Genomic DNA, 15,471 nt, shown 5'->3' on the forward strand with positions numbered 1-15,471 from the left:
GACTGCCTGTACCAACGAGCTCCGTTGTTCTGCGTCGGAAATCCTTCAACTGGCTTGCGTGACCTGCGAAAACGTTAACTACCCGGCCTTGGGCCTTGACCCCGGATTTTGGACACCGGAGAGACTTGGATCTTGATGGTCCAGGAGAACGGAGTCCCCGTGGGGATGAAGCACTACCCGGCCGAGTTCAAGGCGGACGCGGTCGCGTTGTACCGGTCGAGGCCGGGAGCGACGATCAAGTCGGTCGCGGCTGATCTCGGGGTGAACACCGAGACGCTGCGGAACTGGATCCGGGCTGCCGACGGCCGCCGCCCTGGCGCCCACTCCTCAGCGCCGGCCGCTGCGCAGGTCGGCGGCGACGCCGTTCAGGCGGAGCTGGCCGCAGCACGCAAGAGGATCCGTGAGCTGGAGGAAGAGCGCGACATCCTCCGCAAGGCGGCCCGGTATTTCGCGACGGAGACGCGCTGGTGAACCGCTGCCAGTTCGTTGACGATCACCAGCGCCGACACGGCTTGAAGCGGCTCTGCGACATCCTCGGCCTGGCCCGCTCGAGCTTCTACTACTGGCGCCGCACCGCGGCCGCAAGAGCGGCCCGGCAGACCGCCGAAGCCGGGATCGCGGCCCGGATACGCAAGGTCCACAAGGACTCCGACGGCACCTACGGAGCCCCCAGAATCACCGCCGAGCTCCGCGACGAGGGCGGCCCGGCGGTCAACCACAAGCGCGTCGCCAGGATCATGCGGACCATCGGAATCGAGGGAGTCCGTTTGCGCCGCCGGCACCGCACCACCGTCGCGGACCAGGCCGCGGCGAAGGCACCGGATCTGATCGGCCGTGACTTCACCGCATCCGAGGTGAACACGAAGTACGTCGGCGACATCACCTATCTGCCGGTCAACGGCGCGAAGCCGCTCTATCTCGCGACCGTCATCGACCTCGCCTCACGCCGGCTGGCCGGGTGGGCTATCGCCGACCACATGCGGACAGAACTCGTCACCGATGCCCTGGCGGCAGCCGAGCGGACCCGCGGGAACCTGACCGGAGCGATCATGCACACAGACCACGGATCGCAATATACGAGCAGGGCTTTCGCTGAAATCTGCAGGTCAGCAGGGGTCCTTCAGAGCATGGGCGCGGTCGGCTCCAGCGCGGACAACGCCGCCGCGGAAAGCTTCAACGCCGCCTTCAAGAGGGAGACGCTCAAAGGCCGGAAGGCCTGGTCGAGCGAGCGCGAGGCCAGGCTCGACGCCTTCCGCTGGCTGACCCGATACAACACCCGACGCAGGCACTCCCGCCTCGGCCAGCAGTCCCCGATCGCCTACGAGAACGGCCTCCGACCAGCAGCAACTACCCTGACCCAAGCCGCATAAGCGTGTTCAACATCTGGGGTCAAGGCCCTTCGATGAGTTCGCCCCGGTCCCGCGTGGGGTCCTTGCGGGCGACGTCGAGGAGCGTCCGCGAGATCGCCAGGGGGGTGCGCAGTTCGTGGGAGGCGTTCGCGGCGAACCGCTGCTGCTCGGCGACGTGGGACTCGAGTTGCCCGAGCATCGAGTCGAACGCGTCGGAGAGTTCACGGAATTCGTCCTGGCGGCGGTTTCCACCAGGACCGAGCAGCCCGCCCCTAGCGCCAGGATCCGCGGCACGGACGCCGGCGCCGCGAACCGTATCGGGGCGAAGAACCCCAGCGCCGCGAAGACCAGCAGGTTGCCGACGATCCCGAGCGGCCCCATCGTGACCAGGTCCCGCAGCGGTACCAGGCTCACCCGGGCGGGGGCGGCGGCGGCCCCGGCGCCCGGCATCATGGTCAGCCACAGGAACGGCACCGTGCCGTGGACCATGCCCACCTCGGCCAGCGACATCCGCCACGCCGCTGTGACGCCGGCGCCGCGCCGACGGCGCGCCAGAGCCCACACCGCCGGCACGGCCAACGGCAGCGTGACCAACGTCATGAGCACCACACCGTTGAACGTGTCGAAGCAGCCGTGCCACCGCCCGGCCCTGCACATCGGAGCGGACATCATCAGCGGCCCCCGCACGACGAACAGCGCACTCGCCAAGCCGAGGATCGCCAGGCCGAGGAGCACGATCCTGCGCGTGCGTCCGGGCGGTGCCGACACGGATGCCTTGTGGTTCATGCCCCCATGGGAGACGGAGGACCGTTGCGGTGGCGTATGCGATTTTCGGTACGCCCGCGATACTCAGCGCTTGAGCGTGAAGGTGAAGTCGCCGGAGAGCTTGCCGGTCAGGCAGACTGCCGAAACGAGTTTCCCCTCCGTGATCAGTCTCTCCACCCCGGCCCGCGAAAGACCGCAGCCTTCAGCGATCAGTCGCACCGGCCGGACAGGGATCCGCGCCGCAAAGCGGACCGAGACGTCGATCACCTCGCGGTCCAGGTGATCCGATCCGCCGGTGTCCAGGCGCCAGGCGTTGTCCCAGTCGAGGGCGATGCGATTGCGGCGCCGCACGGCCGGATCCTGGAGCAGCTCGGCTGCCAGGCCAGGGTCGTTGTGATGCAGCCGGTCCAGCAGCTCAGGTCGTACGGAGCGCACGTTCATCCGCTCCAGGACCGTGAGCTTTGCGGTTTCCCCGCAGGCGGTGCAGAGCACGAGGAGCCAGGCGTCGATGAGCTTGTGGTTGGCGTTGACGCGAAATTTGCCGTTCGCCCGGAAGCGCTCGGACGCGCACGCGTGGCAACGGCGGAGAACGAGCGGCAGGCAGGTGGGCATGACCACCCAGCTATTGAACACAGAAGTACACCGGTTTCAGTGAGAAGTCCGCAGCAAAAGGGAGCGCGGCGCACATGCGCGACGCGCGACACATCAGCTCTCGGGAGGTCTCACAGGGTGTACAACGGAACGTCCTTGCCTAGACGACTCGGTTCGGCAGCACGGTAATGGCGCACAGCGGCGCGGCTCCACTGGTTTTCGAGCGCCTCACCGCACGTGCGGCCGGGTACGAGCCAAGCACTCGGGGCACACGATCGGGTTGCCCGGTCGAACGCGTCGGGACGCTTCGCGGGCCGTGGGGCGGGCGGGAGGCAGGATGACGCCATGGATCGCCGACAGATCAGCTCCATCGCCCACACCGACCACCCCATCGCCGCTCCGCTGAGCGACGGTTCCGTACGCACGCTCCTCGACCGGGCCCTGCCGAGAAGCGACGCCCGGTTGCTCGACCTCGGGTGCGGATCGGGCACCTGGCTGATGCGCGCACAAGCCGCTCGCCCGGACCTCCGTGCCGACGGCGTCGACAACGACGCAGAGGCCATCGCCGCCGCCGGTCGCGCCGTCGACGAGGCGGGGCTCGGTGGCCGGATCGCCTTCCACGCCCAGGACGCCGCGGAGTTCAGTTCCCCGCACCGGTACGGGCTGATTCTCAGCATCGGCGCCACACACGCCTTCGGCGGCCTCCTCCCCACCTTGAAGGCCGCCGACAGCCACCTCGCCCCGGGCGGGTGCGTTCTCCTCGGCGAGTGCTTCTGGGAACGCGAACCCGACCGCAAGACCCTCGACGCCGGTTTCGCCGTCGATGACTACGACGACCTCGCGACGACGGTCGACCGCATCACGGCCGACGGCTGGGTGCCGGTCTACGCGCACGTCAGCACCCGCCAGGAGTGGGACGACTACGAGTGGTCCTGGACCGGGTCGCTCTCCCGCTGGGCCCTCGACCATCCGGAGCACCCGGACCATGGCCAGGCCCTCGAGGCCGCGGCCCGGCACCGCAAGGCCTGGCTCCACGGCTACCGGGGCACGCTCGGCTTCGTCACCCTGCTCCTGCGTCGCGCGACCCGCCCGTAGGGCGTGTCTCCGGTGTCGCGCCTCGGCTCAGGCGTCGGTCCGCTGATACAGCGTCCCGTCGCTCCAGATCCGGGCGACCCTGCCCCACTCCGCGGCGGAGGCCACGTCGGGGAAGAAGCCGTGCCCGTTGAGGTTGGCGCTGGTGTTGCACAGCACGGGGACGCCGCTGAGCCGTCGATAGGCGGACAGTACGGCGAAGAGCAGGTCGTCGTCCGCCGGGCCGACCGTCTGGAGCCGCGCGGTGCCGTCGAGGTGGATGACCGCGGGGATCCGGTCCACCCATTCCGGCCGTACTTCGTGGTCGAAGAGCATGTGCGGGTCCGGCGTGCCGGGTGCGAAGATCTCCGGTGCGTCGGCCTCGAGACAGATGGGGGCGACGGGCCGGTAGGGTTCGCGGTCCTTCACGCGGTTCAGCTCGTCCTTCATCGACGCACTGACCGGCGCCGCCAGGATGCTGCGGCCGCCGAGTGCGCGGGGGCCGAGTTCGGCTCGTCCGTGCAGGACCACCACGGGCTCTCCGGACTCGTGGAGGATCGCGGCGAGTTCCTCCGGAGCGCACGCCGACGCCGACCAGCCGGCGGGCAGCTCGGGCGACGGCGTCAGCGCCGGGCCCAGCCGGGGATTCCACGCGAGCGGGGCCAGGCCGTCGCGCTGCGCCCGGCCCAGAACGGCCGCTCCGATGGCGGACCCCGAGTCGTTGGGGAACGGCGGAACCCACACGTCACGGAAGTCCGGCGCCTCGCGCAGCGCACTGTTCCACTTGATGTTGAGCGCGCAGCCGCCGGCGAAGCACAGGTTCCACGGGCCTTCGCCCTTGGCGGCGCGGACCTTGGCGGTGATCCGCTCGACGAGGAGGCCCTCGAAGAACTCGTGCACGCTCGCCAGGACGTCCTCGTCGCTGACCCCGTTCTCCGACACCCGGGCGCGCACCGCGGAGAAGAACTCGTGCACGGGAGGCACGGACCGCTCGAAGAGACTGCCGTACCCGCCGACCGTCGCGCGGTACTCCACGGCGGCCGGCTCATCGCTCTCGAAGACCCGGTGGAACTCCTCCCGCAGAACCGTGACGACGCTCTCGTCCGCCCGGCCCAGCGCGATGTACGCCATGAGCTTGCCGGCGACCGAGAGGTCGTCGACCGTGGGTGACTGGACGGTCTTGCGGAAGGGCCCGAAGTGGTGTCCAGCGATGGCGTACGCATGGCCGAGGAGGGGGAAGAGTTCACCCAGGTTCTCCACGCCGCCGCGCGGGTCCGCCCAGTAGAGGCGGGGGAAGAGTCCGCCGTCCCAGACCAGGACGAAGGAGCCTTCGTCGCGCTGGGCGAAGGGGCTGGACACGTAAGCGCTCGCCACGTGTCCCGCCGCGTGCGGGAAACTGGTGTACGGGTAGGTCTGGCCGTCCATCGGGAACGTGCCCGAGACGCTGGGCGAATCGAGTGCCGGGCATGCCGCCGACTCCCGGTAGGGGCCGACCACGATTTCCGTGGGCGCCCCCTGGTCGAGGAGGGCCACTGTTCCGGAGACGTCTCCGTCCCAGCCGTCGACAACCCACTCGTCGACGTCCTCGGGCTTGTAGCCGAAGTCGGCGAGGACTCCGGGGATCAGGCTGAAGTCGGCAACGGTGCTGTAGCGCAGACCGTTCCCGAGTTTCTCCATCTCAACACTGAACACGAGACGGTCGTCGTCGAGCAGGGCGACGGCACCGTCATGCGTGAGTTTCAACCCGCAGATTATCAACTGTGTCACTCCTTGGTCTGCTTGAGTCGGCACATGGGCGTGCTTCGGTCTCCGGACTGCTCCGAGGTGAGTCTCAACTGGTAGAGGCTGGATCTTCGGCCCGGACGGAAGAGACTGCGCCATTCGTCACGGGTCTCGCTCGCCGGGACTTCCGAGAACCCCAGTTTCCCGAACCATTCCCCGCCGTACCGGGTCAGGGCCAGCAGAGAGCTGTAACCCCGTTCTCTGCCGATGGTCTCGGCGATACCGACCAGCTGCCGGCCGATTCCCCTGCCCTGCCAGTCGACCGCAATGCACAGGTTGTAGACGACCAGGCTGCCCCCGGAGGGTGATACCCCGGCACAGCCGACCAGTCGGCTGCCTTCGCAGGCGACCACGAATTCCTGTGCCATTCCCGCCAGTTCGGCCGGCGGGCGAGCGACCAGCAGGCCCTGCTCGACGAACGGGGCGGAGAGCAGAGCGATCTGCTCCGCGTCCTCGGGGCGCGCGGGTCTTGCAACGAGCACGTCCGGCGCGCTCACGCGCCGGGGGGCGGTCTGCACGGACTCACGCATCCTCCGCACCACCCGGCGGGGCGGGCGGGCTGCCGGCGACGCCGAGCCCGAAGTGCTGCTCGACCGCCATCAGTTCGATCATGTTGACGTTGACGCGGGCGGGCTGCGAGAGACACCAGGCCACCGCCTCGGCCACGTCGTCGTCGGTGAGCGGCTCGATTCCCCGGTAGAGCGCGTCGGCGCGCTCCTCGTCCCCGTCGTAGCGGACCTTGGCGAACTCGGTCTTCGCCATACCCGGTGCCACACAGCTCACCCTGACGCCCGTTCCCTGGAGGTCGACGCGCATGTTCAGCGACAGCTGGTGGACGAATGCCTTCGTGGCGGCGTAGACGTTCCCGCCCATGTACGGGTAATTCGCTGCGATCGAGCCGATGTTCACCACGTGCCCGGACCCGCGGGAGACGAGCCGGGGAAGCACCAGGCCGCTGAGGTTCAGCAGACCGGAGATATTCGTGTCGATCATTTCGCGCCAGGAATCGCCACTGCCCGACTGAAGGGGGTCGAACCCTCGGGAGAGGCCGGCATTGTTGACGAGCACCGAGATGTCACGGAATTCCGGAGGCAGCTCGTCGAGGGCCCGGGCCAGCCCTTCTCGGTCACGGACATCGGCGACCACCGGCAGAATCGCTCCCGTGGAGTCCTCGTCCGCCAAGAGCTTCAGACGGTCCGCTCTACGGGCCAGAGCCACAACGGAGTAGCCCCGCCGGCACAGCACCTGTGCAATTCTCCTGCCGAATCCCGATGATGCACCCGAGACCACGGCTACGCCACGCTTCTCCTGCGCCATGCACACACCCCCTCGGCTTCGCTGCGCTGTATCGCAGCGAAGCCTTCACGCGTTCATCCCACACCCCCGTCAGGGGCGGGGTTCTGGACACCTGCTTCAGCGGCATCGGGGTCTCCTTGCACGCCGACCGGCCAGAGGTACGCCTCGTTGCGCCGAAACACCCTCGCCGACAAGGCTCCAGGTCGACCGACCTCTTACCCGTAGATTCCTCGCCAGTGAATCACGGGCCGATGCGGCGATGGGGGTTCTTCCATTCCGCCTCCAGCCGGTCGAAAGCGGGACTCAAGGCAGACTCGACCGGGTTCACGATATAAATCTTTGGATGGAGAAGGCCGCGGAGCGGATGCCGTGATGAGACTGCCGGACGACAGCATCCACTTGTCCGGCCTGAAAGCGACTGCAAGGAGGGTGCGCTATTCGCCTGTTGACATTCCAAGTCCACTCCGTGGTAGGAATGTTGGCAAAGAGACGGGGGCTGTGCATTTCACATCGAGTCTCACTCGAGGGGCAGTGCATGACGACCTTGCCTCAACCTCTCATACCGCGTCCGCCGTTGAAGTCATTTCCGGTCGCCGAGCACGGACCGTTCACGACCGCTGAACTCCACCTTCGACTGACAAGGGAAACAGTGGGCCTCCATTCAGAAGCGTCACCTTCACCCCTCGTGGAGTGGGACCCGCCCCGCGACGCGAAGGCCGTGCTGGTGTGTCTGCCCCACGCGGGTTCCGGCGCCTTCCAGTTCCGCACCTGGCAGGAACTGCTCGGCCCGGACATCGCGCTGCTGGCCGTACAGCTGCCGGGCCGCGAGAACCGGTGGCGCGAGGAGCCCGCGACCGGCATGGCGGAGGTGCTCGACGAGCTGGGGCCGGCACTCGCCGCCCGGCTCGACCTGCCCTACTTCGTGTACGGCCACAGCATGGGAGCGCTGGTGGGGTACGAGCTCGCCCGCGTCCTGGGCCGGGAGCACGGCCGGTGGCCCCGCGGATTCGTCGCCTCGGCCTGCCGGGCACCGGACGACCAGGGCGAGCCCTCCGGCTCATCTCGACTGACCGACCGGGAGCTCGTCGCCGAACTGGTCGCGGAAGGCGTCGTGCCCGAGGCCGTGGGGGCCAACCCCCGCCTGGCCACGGCGGTGGCGCGACCCCTGCGCGGCGACAACGCCATCTGCGACTCCTACACGCCACCCGGCGAGGACGCTCTCCTGCCCTGCCCGCTCGGCGCGTGGCGGGGGCAGGACGATGCAGGCGTGACGGACGACCACATCCGCAAGTGGCCGGCCTGGTCCGCCGGCGCCGGCACCGTGCGGACCTTCCCCGGAGACCACTTCTACCCCCTCGCCGATCCACGCCGCGTGACCGCCGAACTGAGGGCGTTCGTCCTGGGTCTGCTGCCACCGCACAGCTGACCGGGGACGCTCCCGGGCGTCCCCCGACGGCAGAACCGCTTCGTACCCCTCAGTCCCCCTGACCGCCCCGGCCATCCGGGACGGGACAACCCCGAAGGAATTCGCATTGCCAAGCAACAATCCGCTGCCCGAACTGGGAGATCCGGACCTCCGGTCGCCCCGGAGCTATCTTCGATGGCTGATCGGCAGGCAGTCGAGCACGCTGTTCCTCGGGGTCTTGTGGGGCTGCCTGTGGATGGCCAGCATGGGCCTGACCCCCTTCGCCATCGGCCGGGCCATCGACGCCATGTCGGAGAAGGACACCGACCGGCTGCTGGTCTGGACCGGCGTCATCGTCGGGCTCGCCCTGGTGACCACCGCCGGCAGCGTCCTGCGCCACCGCTGTGACACGATCGGCCGGCTCAAGGCCAACTACCTGACGTTCCGCCTCGTGGCCGCGCAGGCCGCACGGCTGGGCGCGACCCTGTCCAAGCGGATCTCCACCGGCGAGGTCGTGGCCATCGGCACGTCGGACATCTCCCGCATCGGCGCCCTGCCCGGGGCCCTCGCCCGCGGCATCGGCAGCGCGGTCACCGTCGTGCTCGTCGCCATGGTGCTGCTCTCCACCTCGGTCACCCTCGGCCTGCTCGTCCTCATCGGCGTCCCCGTCCTGCTCGCGGGCACGGGCCCGCTGCTCAGGCCGCTGCACAAGCGGATCGACAGCTACCGTGACCTGCAGGGTGACTTGACGAACCGGGCCGGCGACATCGTGTCCGGTCTGCGCGTCCTGCGCGGCATCGGCGGCGAGGCCGCGTTCGGCGAGCGCTACCGCAAGGACTCGCAGCGGATGCGGGAGGCCGGCGTCCACGTGGCGAAGGTCGAATCGGTGCTGCCCGCCGCCGAGGTGCTGCTCCCCGGGATCTTCGTGGTGGCGGTCGTCTGGATCGGTGCCCGCCTCGCCGTCGGTGGCAGTCTCTCCGCCGGTGAACTCGTCGCAGCCTACGGATACGCCGCGTTCCTCATGCTGCCGATGCGCACCGCGACTTCGGCGGTGCAGTCGTTCGTCGGCGCCGATGTGGCGGCGCAGCGCGTCGTGCGCGTACTGGCCCTCGAGCCCGACGCCGGCGCCGACCTCGCACGGGCCGACCTCTCCGAGGCGCCCGACCTGTACGACGCGGCATCGGGGCTGCGGGTCCGGCCGGGAGTGATGACCGCGATAGCCGCCTCCACTCCGGAGGAGGCCGCCGAGATCGCCGAACGGCTCGGGCGATACGCCCCGGGTGAGGTGACCGTGGGCGGCGTACCGCTGGACTCGCTGCCGCTGGAGCAGGTGCGTGACCTCGTCCTGGTGGCCCGCAACGACGACACCCTCTTCTCCGGTGTCCTGGCCGACGATCTGGGCGGCCGCTCGGACCAGGTGCGGGCCCAGGCCCTGCACAACGCCAACGCGGAGGACATCGTCGAGGCCCTGCCGGACGGTCTGGCCACCGTCGTCACCGCAGGAGGCTCCGCCTTCTCGGGCGGCCAGCAGCAGCGGCTCCGGCTGGCGCGCGCGCTGGCAGCGCAGCCCCGGGTACTCGTCCTGGTCGATCCGACCAGTGCCGTGGACGCGCACACCGAATCGGTGATCGCCGAACGGCTCCACAGGTCCAGGGCGGAGCTCACGACCGTGGTCGTGAGCAACAGCCCGCTGTTGCTCGACCAGGCCGACGAGGTCGCCTACGTGGAGGACGGCAAGGTCGTCGCGACCGGCACACACCGTGAACTCGCCACCGGTGCGTCCCAGTACGCCGCCCTCGTCATGCGGGAGGAGACGTGACCGTCATCGTCCCCCGTCCTTCCGACAGCCGCCCTCAGAGGAGTGCCCAGTGAGTCTTCCGGTAGCCGACGCGAAGACGGTCCGCCGTCACGTACGGGGCCTGGTGCGCAGCCATACCGGCCTGCTGACGCGCACCGTGCTCTGGTTCGTCCTCGCCACGGTCTGCGGTCTGGTCGTACCCGCCCTGCTGGGCGGTCTGGTCGGGCAGGTGGAGGAGGGCATCACCACCGACCAGGTGGACATCACCGTGCTGACGATCGCCGGACTCCTGCTGCTCCAGGGAGTGTTCACCCGCACCGCCCGCCTCCAGGGAGCCCGGCTCGGTGAGCTGATCCTGGCCGACATCCGCGAGGGGTTCGTACGGCGGGTCCTGACCCTGCCCCTGCACACGGTGGAGAAGGCCGGGGCCGGCGATCTGCTGACCCGCAGCACCCGCGACGTGGATTCGCTGTCCAACGCCGTACGCATGGGGGCGCCGTCGATCCTGGTGGCGAGCCTCTCGGTGGTACTGACGCTGGTGGCGCTGGTCGTGACCAGCCCGATCATGGTCCTGCCGTGCCTCGTCGCCGTCCCGCTCATCGTCTGGTCGACCCGCTGGTACCTGGCACGTGCCCGGGAGGCCTACCTGGCCGAGGCGGCCACCTACTCCGACCTCGCCCAGGGCCTCTCCGAGACGGTGACCGGCGCCCGCAGCGTGGAGTCGCTGCACCGGTCCGGCTCGCGCATCCGTCGCACGGACGAGGACGTCGAGCGGGCGAACGGCGCGGAGCGGCGCACGCTGTTCCTGCGCAGCGTCTGGTTCCCGCTGATGGACTTCGGCTACGTGCTGCCGGTCGCCGCCACGCTGCTGTTCGGCGGCCTCTTCTACATCGAGGGCTGGGTGAGCCTCGGCGAGGTGACCGCCGCGACCCTCTACACCCGGGCCGTGATCGACCCGCTGGACGAACTCCTCGGCTGGCTCGAAGAGTTGCAGGTCGGCGACGCCTCGCTGGCCCGCCTGATCGGCATCGAGGCCGAGGCCGGCCCGGCGAGCGACTCCGGCCGGCGGCCCGAAGGCGACCGGCTGGCCGCCGAAGGCATCGCCTATGCCTACCGAGCCGGTCACGACGTGATCGAGGACGTCAGTCTCAGCGTCGGATCCGGTGAGCGCATCGCCATCGTCGGCCCCTCGGGGGCCGGCAAGTCGACCCTCGGCCGCATCCTCGCGGGGATCCACGAGCCGCGTACCGGATCCGTCACGCTGGGCGGAGTACCGGTCCACGAACTGCCGTTGGAAGAACTGCGCCGCCACGTCGCACTGGTCACACAGGAACACCACGTATTCCTCGGAACCGTGCGCGAGAACGTTTCACTGGCCGCGCCGGACGCCACGGACGAGCAGGTGACGGCGGCCCTCGCGGCCGTGGCCGCCGAGGACTGGGTCCAGGCCCTTCCGAAGGGTCTCGACACCGAGCTGGGCACCGACGAGAACCCCGTGTCGCCCGGCCAGGCACAGCAACTGGCCCTGGCCCGGCTCGTCCTCGCCGATCCGCACACCCTGGTACTTGACGAGGCCACCTCGCTGCTCGACCCGCGGGCCGCCCGCGACCTCGAGCGTTCGCTCGCCGGCGTGCTGCGCGGGCGCACCGTCATCGCCATCGCCCACCGGCTGCACACCGCCCATGACGCGGACCGTGTGGTCGTGATGGAGGCCGGCCGCATCACCGAGCAAGGGGCTCATGACGAGCTCGTCTCGGCGGGAGGCGCGTACGCCGGACTGTGGGAGTCCTGGCACGGGCGCAGCCCCTCGGCCTCTTCGAAATCCTCTGTTCCTTCACCTTCTTCGGACCAGCCCGAACACTGAGCGCCAGGAGAGACCGTTGCAAGCTGAGCGCACGCGCATAGTCGACGCCGAAGCCATCGCCACCATCGTCACGAAGGTGGGGTTGGGGCAACTCTACGATCTGACGATCGACCGTTTGGAAACCGTTCTCGCCACCGGCCGCGACGCACCGGTGGAGATGAAGCAGCGGGACGGATTCCTCATCGAGACACCGCATTTGGGCCTGCTGGAGTGGATGCCCGCGCTCCGGCACGGCGCCACGGTGTCGATGAAGATGGTCGGCTACAACCCGCACAATCCGGCCAAGAACCAGCTGCCCACCATTTTGTCCACCTTGTGCGCCTTCGATGCGGACAGCGGCCACCTGCGGACGGTCATCGACGGGACCTTCGCCACCGCCATCCGTACGGGCGCGGCGTCCGCGCTGGCCAGCCGGGTGCTGGCGCGTCCGGACTCCGCGGTCCTCGGTCTCGTGGGCTGCGGCGCGCAGGCCGTGACACAACTGCACGCCCTGTCCCGGGTCTTCTCCTTCTCCGAGATCCTGGTGTGCGACGAGGACGTGCGGGCGGAGAACTCCTTCGCTGCCAGGTCCCGGCTGCCTGCCGGGGCCGTACGGATCGCGCCGCTGGCGGAGGTGGAGGAGCGGGCCGACGTGCTGTGCACCGCCACCTCGGTCGCGCCGTACGCGGGACCGGTCATCCAGGGAACGAACCTCAAGCCCTGGGTGCACATCAACGCCATCGGCTCCGACATGCCGGGGAAGACCGAACTGCCGCTGGAGCTGCTGCGCAAGGCGGTCGTCTGCCCCGACCACGTGGCGCAGGCGCGAGCCGAGGGCGACTGCCAGCAGCTCACTCCCGAGGAGATCGGGCCCTCGCTCACCGAGATCCTCCGGGACCCGGAGGCCCACCGGAAGCTGTCCCCGGTCACCACCGTGTACGACTCGACGGGCCTGGCGCTCCAGGACCTCGTCATGGTCGAGGTGTTCGAGGAGCTCGCGCGGGACCTCGGCGTCGGTCACCACATCGCCATCGAGGCGACTGCCGACGACCCGCAGGACCCCTACTCGTTCCTGCCGGGGTCGGTCACCCGGTCCTGGGAGGGGCAGCGGGGGGCGCGGCGATGACCGCGCCGTCCCCTCCCCCGGGGCACGCCGGGCCGGTGGTGGACACCGGCGTGGCCACGGTCCTGGAGCTGATCGACCGCGAGGTGGCCGCGCACCCGGGGGCGCCCGCGGTGCGCGAGCCGGGCCGGGAGGTGACGTACGCGGAACTCGACCGTCTCGCGGACACCGTCGCGGGCCGGCTCGGGCGGGAGTTCGGCATCGCGCGCGGTGACACGGTGCTCATCGCCGCGCGGGCGGGAGCCGACTTCACCGCGGCGGTCCTGGGCACGCTGCGAGCGGGGGCCGCCTATCTGCCGGTGGACACGACGTACCCGCCCGAGCGCATCGAGCAGATTCTGCGGGCGAGCAGCGCGGCCCTGCTGGTCCTGGCCGATCCGGGGGCGCTGGACACCGGTGCCCCGGGGATACGAACGACCGGTCTGGCGGGTCTGGTGGCACCGCATCCGGCGGGCGGCGCGGCGCCGGAGGCGGTCCGCAGGGCGCCGGCGCCGGAGGATCCCGCGTACGTCATCTTCTCCTCCGGATCCACCGGCAACCCCAAGGGCATCGTCCAGACCCACCGCTGCCTGGCCAACTTCATCTCCTGGCAGGTGGACGGCTCCGGGCTCGGGCGCGGACGGCGGGTCCTCCAGGTGGCACCGCTGACCTTCGACGTGTCGGTCCAGGAGATGTTCTACACGCTCGCCTCGGGCGGGTGCCTGCATGTGCCGGAGCCCCATGTGCGGCGCGATCCACGGGATCTGATCGACTTCGTCATCGACGAACGCATCGAGGTCGTGGACTTCCCGCAGTCGCTCATCGACGTGGTCATGACGCTCCCGACGAACCTCGAGCACGCCGCGGACCTGCGCCACATCATCAGCGCGGGCGAGACGGTCAAGGTCACGGAGGCTCTGGAGGGACTGCTGACGCGTCGGCCGGAGATCACCCTGCACAACCACTACGGGCCGGCCGAGAACCACATGGTGGCCAGCCACTCGATGAGCGGCGCGGCCGGCAATCTCGAACCGAGGCCGCCGGTCGGGTCACTGGTGTGGAACACCTACGTCTACGTGCTGGACGAGCACGGCGTGCCGGTGCCCGACGGGGAGGTCGGGGAGGTGTACATCGGCGGTGTGGGGGTGGCCCTGGGGTACACCGATCCCGAGCTGAGCCGCACCGCGTTCGTGCCCGATCCGTTCCGTCCGGGCAAGCGGCTGTACCGCACCCGGGACCGGGGGGTGTGGCGGGCCGACCAGACGCTCCAGTTGCTGGGCCGGATGGACGACCTGATCAAGATCCGGGGCAATGCCGTGGAACCCCGGGAGGTGGAGGCGCGTCTCGCGGACTTCGCCGGGGTCGAGGACGCCGCGGCGTTCGCGGTGGTGCGGGCCGGCGGGGTGGTGGAGCTGCACGCTGCTCTCACCGGTGATCCGCCGCCGGCCCCGGAACTGCGCCGGGCGCTGCTCGCGGTCCTGCCCGACTACATGGTGCCGGTGCGCTGGTGGCTGGTGGACGGCCTGCCCGTCTCACCCAACGGCAAGCTCGACCGCAAGGCGCTGCCCGGCCAGGGGGCGCAGCCCCTGTCCCTGGTGCCTCACCAGGCGAACGTCTCGCGGTAGCCGCGCTTCTCGATGCAGTACGTCCGGAACGCCCTGGCCTTCTCGACCAGTGCGTCGTCCCCGGTGCGCACGGCGGCTTCGACGAACCAGTCGAACGCCGCCGTCGCATCGGCCTGGCGCGTGAAGGGCACCGCAGCGAATTTCCGGAAGGAGGCGCGCAGGTTGGTGGTATTCATATCGGCCGCGGAGGACAGCAGCTCCGCCACGTCGGCCTCCGAGACCGGAGGTCGCGAAATGATGCGGACGGGCAGTTCCGACGGGATGGTGTTCTTGATTTCGATGGGGGTTTCGGCATCCGAGAAATCAAGGCAGAGGGAAAGCCTGGCGAGCGGTGAGACGCTCCGGGCCGAGTGCGGAACCGTGGTGTGGATTTTCCAGACCTCGCCACGGCGGAGGTGATAGACGATGTCGTTCTCGGAATGCAGGGAGTCCTCGTCCGTGCGCAGGGGTATTTGAAGCCGGGTACCCGGTTCGGAGAATTCCAGGAAATCGACATGCGGCGCGAGAATTCCGTCACTCAGGCCGAAGATGCGTACCCACTGCAGCCTCTCGAGAGGGAAGTTGTCGGTGACGAGCGACATGATTCCGGGAAGCTTCCTTCCCAGGTCAGTCAGGGTGAGCTGCCCCTCGTAGGGACGGAACGCCGTGTCCTTGCCACTCCCCCCGGAGTTCGCGAGGACATGCGCGGACCAGTATCCGAAGGAAAACGCGTCGTACTCACCCCCGGCATCGTTCGAATCGATGACCGAAAGATCCTCGGCAAGGTCGTAGGAATCGATCGGAAGCGTGGCGAGCCTTTGTGATTTGAGCATGCGAGATCCCGTCGGTTGATGAGCGCACGATG

At 69.3% G+C, this 15,471-nt stretch carries 12 protein-coding genes and 2 pseudogenes; 7 read left to right on the plus strand and 7 right to left on the minus strand.

All coding sequences use genetic code 11. The annotated features are described in order from the left end of the window. Positions 1-159 precede the first annotated feature (159 nt). Positions 160-1,370 (plus strand): IS3 family transposase gene (locus tag AB0M76_RS16975; RefSeq protein ID WP_365953563.1). Its coding sequence is split into 2 segments (ribosomal slippage): positions 160-451 and positions 451-1,370, totalling 1,212 coding nucleotides; the frame shifts between segments, so codons are not numbered across the junction. A gap of 28 nt (positions 1,371-1,398) precedes the next feature. Here the strand turns inward: AB0M76_RS16975 and AB0M76_RS16980 are convergent. The 3 genes and pseudogenes from AB0M76_RS16980 to AB0M76_RS16990 all read right to left on the minus strand — a co-directional run. Continuing rightward, a pseudogene (locus AB0M76_RS16980) lies at positions 1,399-1,590 on the minus strand (histidine kinase dimerization/phospho-acceptor domain-containing protein); the annotation flags it as partial. Next, positions 1,590-2,135 (minus strand): annotated as a pseudogene (locus AB0M76_RS16985) (VanZ family protein); the annotation flags it as partial. The pseudogenes AB0M76_RS16985 and AB0M76_RS16980, both read right to left, overlap by 1 nt. 63 nt (positions 2,136-2,198) lie before the next feature. Then, complete coding sequence (locus AB0M76_RS16990; RefSeq protein WP_365953564.1) at positions 2,199-2,747, minus strand: DUF1062 domain-containing protein; 549 nt, start codon at positions 2,745-2,747, stop codon at positions 2,199-2,201. 303 nt (positions 2,748-3,050) lie between these two features. Between AB0M76_RS16990 and AB0M76_RS16995 the strand changes: the two genes are divergently transcribed. Then, a complete protein-coding gene (locus AB0M76_RS16995) occupies positions 3,051-3,800 on the plus strand; it encodes a class I SAM-dependent methyltransferase (protein WP_365953565.1) in 750 nt (249 codons plus the stop codon). Positions 3,801-3,827: 27 nt separating this feature from the next. On the opposite strand, the gene AB0M76_RS17000 is transcribed toward AB0M76_RS16995, so the two are convergent. From AB0M76_RS17000 to AB0M76_RS17010, 3 genes are read right to left on the minus strand one after another with little or no spacing between them, the layout of a single operon-like run. After that, positions 3,828-5,519, minus strand: coding sequence for a carbamoyltransferase N-terminal domain-containing protein (locus AB0M76_RS17000; RefSeq protein ID WP_365953567.1), 1,692 nt, complete (start codon positions 5,517-5,519; stop codon positions 3,828-3,830). Positions 5,520-5,539: 20 nt separating this feature from the next. Continuing rightward, positions 5,540-6,088 carry a GNAT family N-acetyltransferase gene (locus AB0M76_RS17005; RefSeq protein WP_365953569.1) on the minus strand — a complete coding sequence of 183 codons (549 nt, stop codon included), beginning with the start codon at positions 6,086-6,088 and terminating at the stop codon, positions 5,540-5,542. Further along, positions 6,081-6,875 (minus strand): SDR family NAD(P)-dependent oxidoreductase, encoded by a 795-nt coding sequence (locus AB0M76_RS17010; RefSeq protein WP_365953570.1) that lies wholly within the window; start codon positions 6,873-6,875, stop codon positions 6,081-6,083. Before AB0M76_RS17010 ends, AB0M76_RS17005 begins: the two co-directional genes overlap by 8 nt. Positions 6,876-7,539: 664 nt before the next feature. On the opposite strand from AB0M76_RS17010, the gene AB0M76_RS17015 reads away from it, so the two are divergent. From AB0M76_RS17015 to AB0M76_RS17035, 5 genes are all read left to right on the plus strand, one after another. Further along, entirely contained in the window at positions 7,540-8,280 is a 741-nt protein-coding gene (locus AB0M76_RS17015) for an alpha/beta fold hydrolase (protein WP_365953571.1), read from the plus strand. Positions 8,281-8,386: 106 nt separating this feature from the next. Next, on the plus strand, positions 8,387-10,078 hold the full coding sequence (locus tag AB0M76_RS17020; RefSeq protein ID WP_365953572.1) for an ABC transporter ATP-binding protein: 1,692 nt from the start codon (positions 8,387-8,389) through the stop codon (positions 10,076-10,078). A 49-nt stretch (positions 10,079-10,127) separates the two neighbouring features. After that, entirely contained in the window at positions 10,128-11,921 is a 1,794-nt protein-coding gene (locus AB0M76_RS17025) for an ABC transporter ATP-binding protein (RefSeq protein WP_365953573.1), read from the plus strand. Positions 11,922-11,937: 16 nt separating this feature from the next. Continuing rightward, positions 11,938-13,026 carry an ornithine cyclodeaminase family protein gene (locus AB0M76_RS17030; RefSeq protein WP_365953575.1) on the plus strand — a complete coding sequence of 363 codons (1,089 nt, stop codon included), beginning with the start codon at positions 11,938-11,940 and terminating at the stop codon, positions 13,024-13,026. Further along, the gene (locus tag AB0M76_RS17035; protein ID WP_365953576.1) at positions 13,023-14,627 is read left to right on the plus strand and encodes an amino acid adenylation domain-containing protein; all 1,605 of its coding nucleotides are present in this window, start codon (positions 13,023-13,025) and stop codon (positions 14,625-14,627) included. Before AB0M76_RS17030 ends, AB0M76_RS17035 begins: the two co-directional genes overlap by 4 nt. On the opposite strand, the gene AB0M76_RS17040 is transcribed toward AB0M76_RS17035, so the two are convergent. Beyond that, on the minus strand, positions 14,603-15,439 hold the full coding sequence (locus AB0M76_RS17040) for a putative nonproteinogenic amino acid hydroxylase (protein ID WP_365953577.1): 837 nt from the start codon (positions 15,437-15,439) through the stop codon (positions 14,603-14,605). The two genes, AB0M76_RS17035 and AB0M76_RS17040, sit on opposite strands and share 25 nt — an antisense overlap. Positions 15,440-15,471: the final 32 nt, after the last annotated feature.

Source organism: Streptomyces sp. NPDC051364 (assembly GCF_040682115.1).
In the GTDB taxonomy this organism is placed as follows: domain Bacteria; phylum Actinomycetota; class Actinomycetes; order Streptomycetales; family Streptomycetaceae; genus Streptomyces.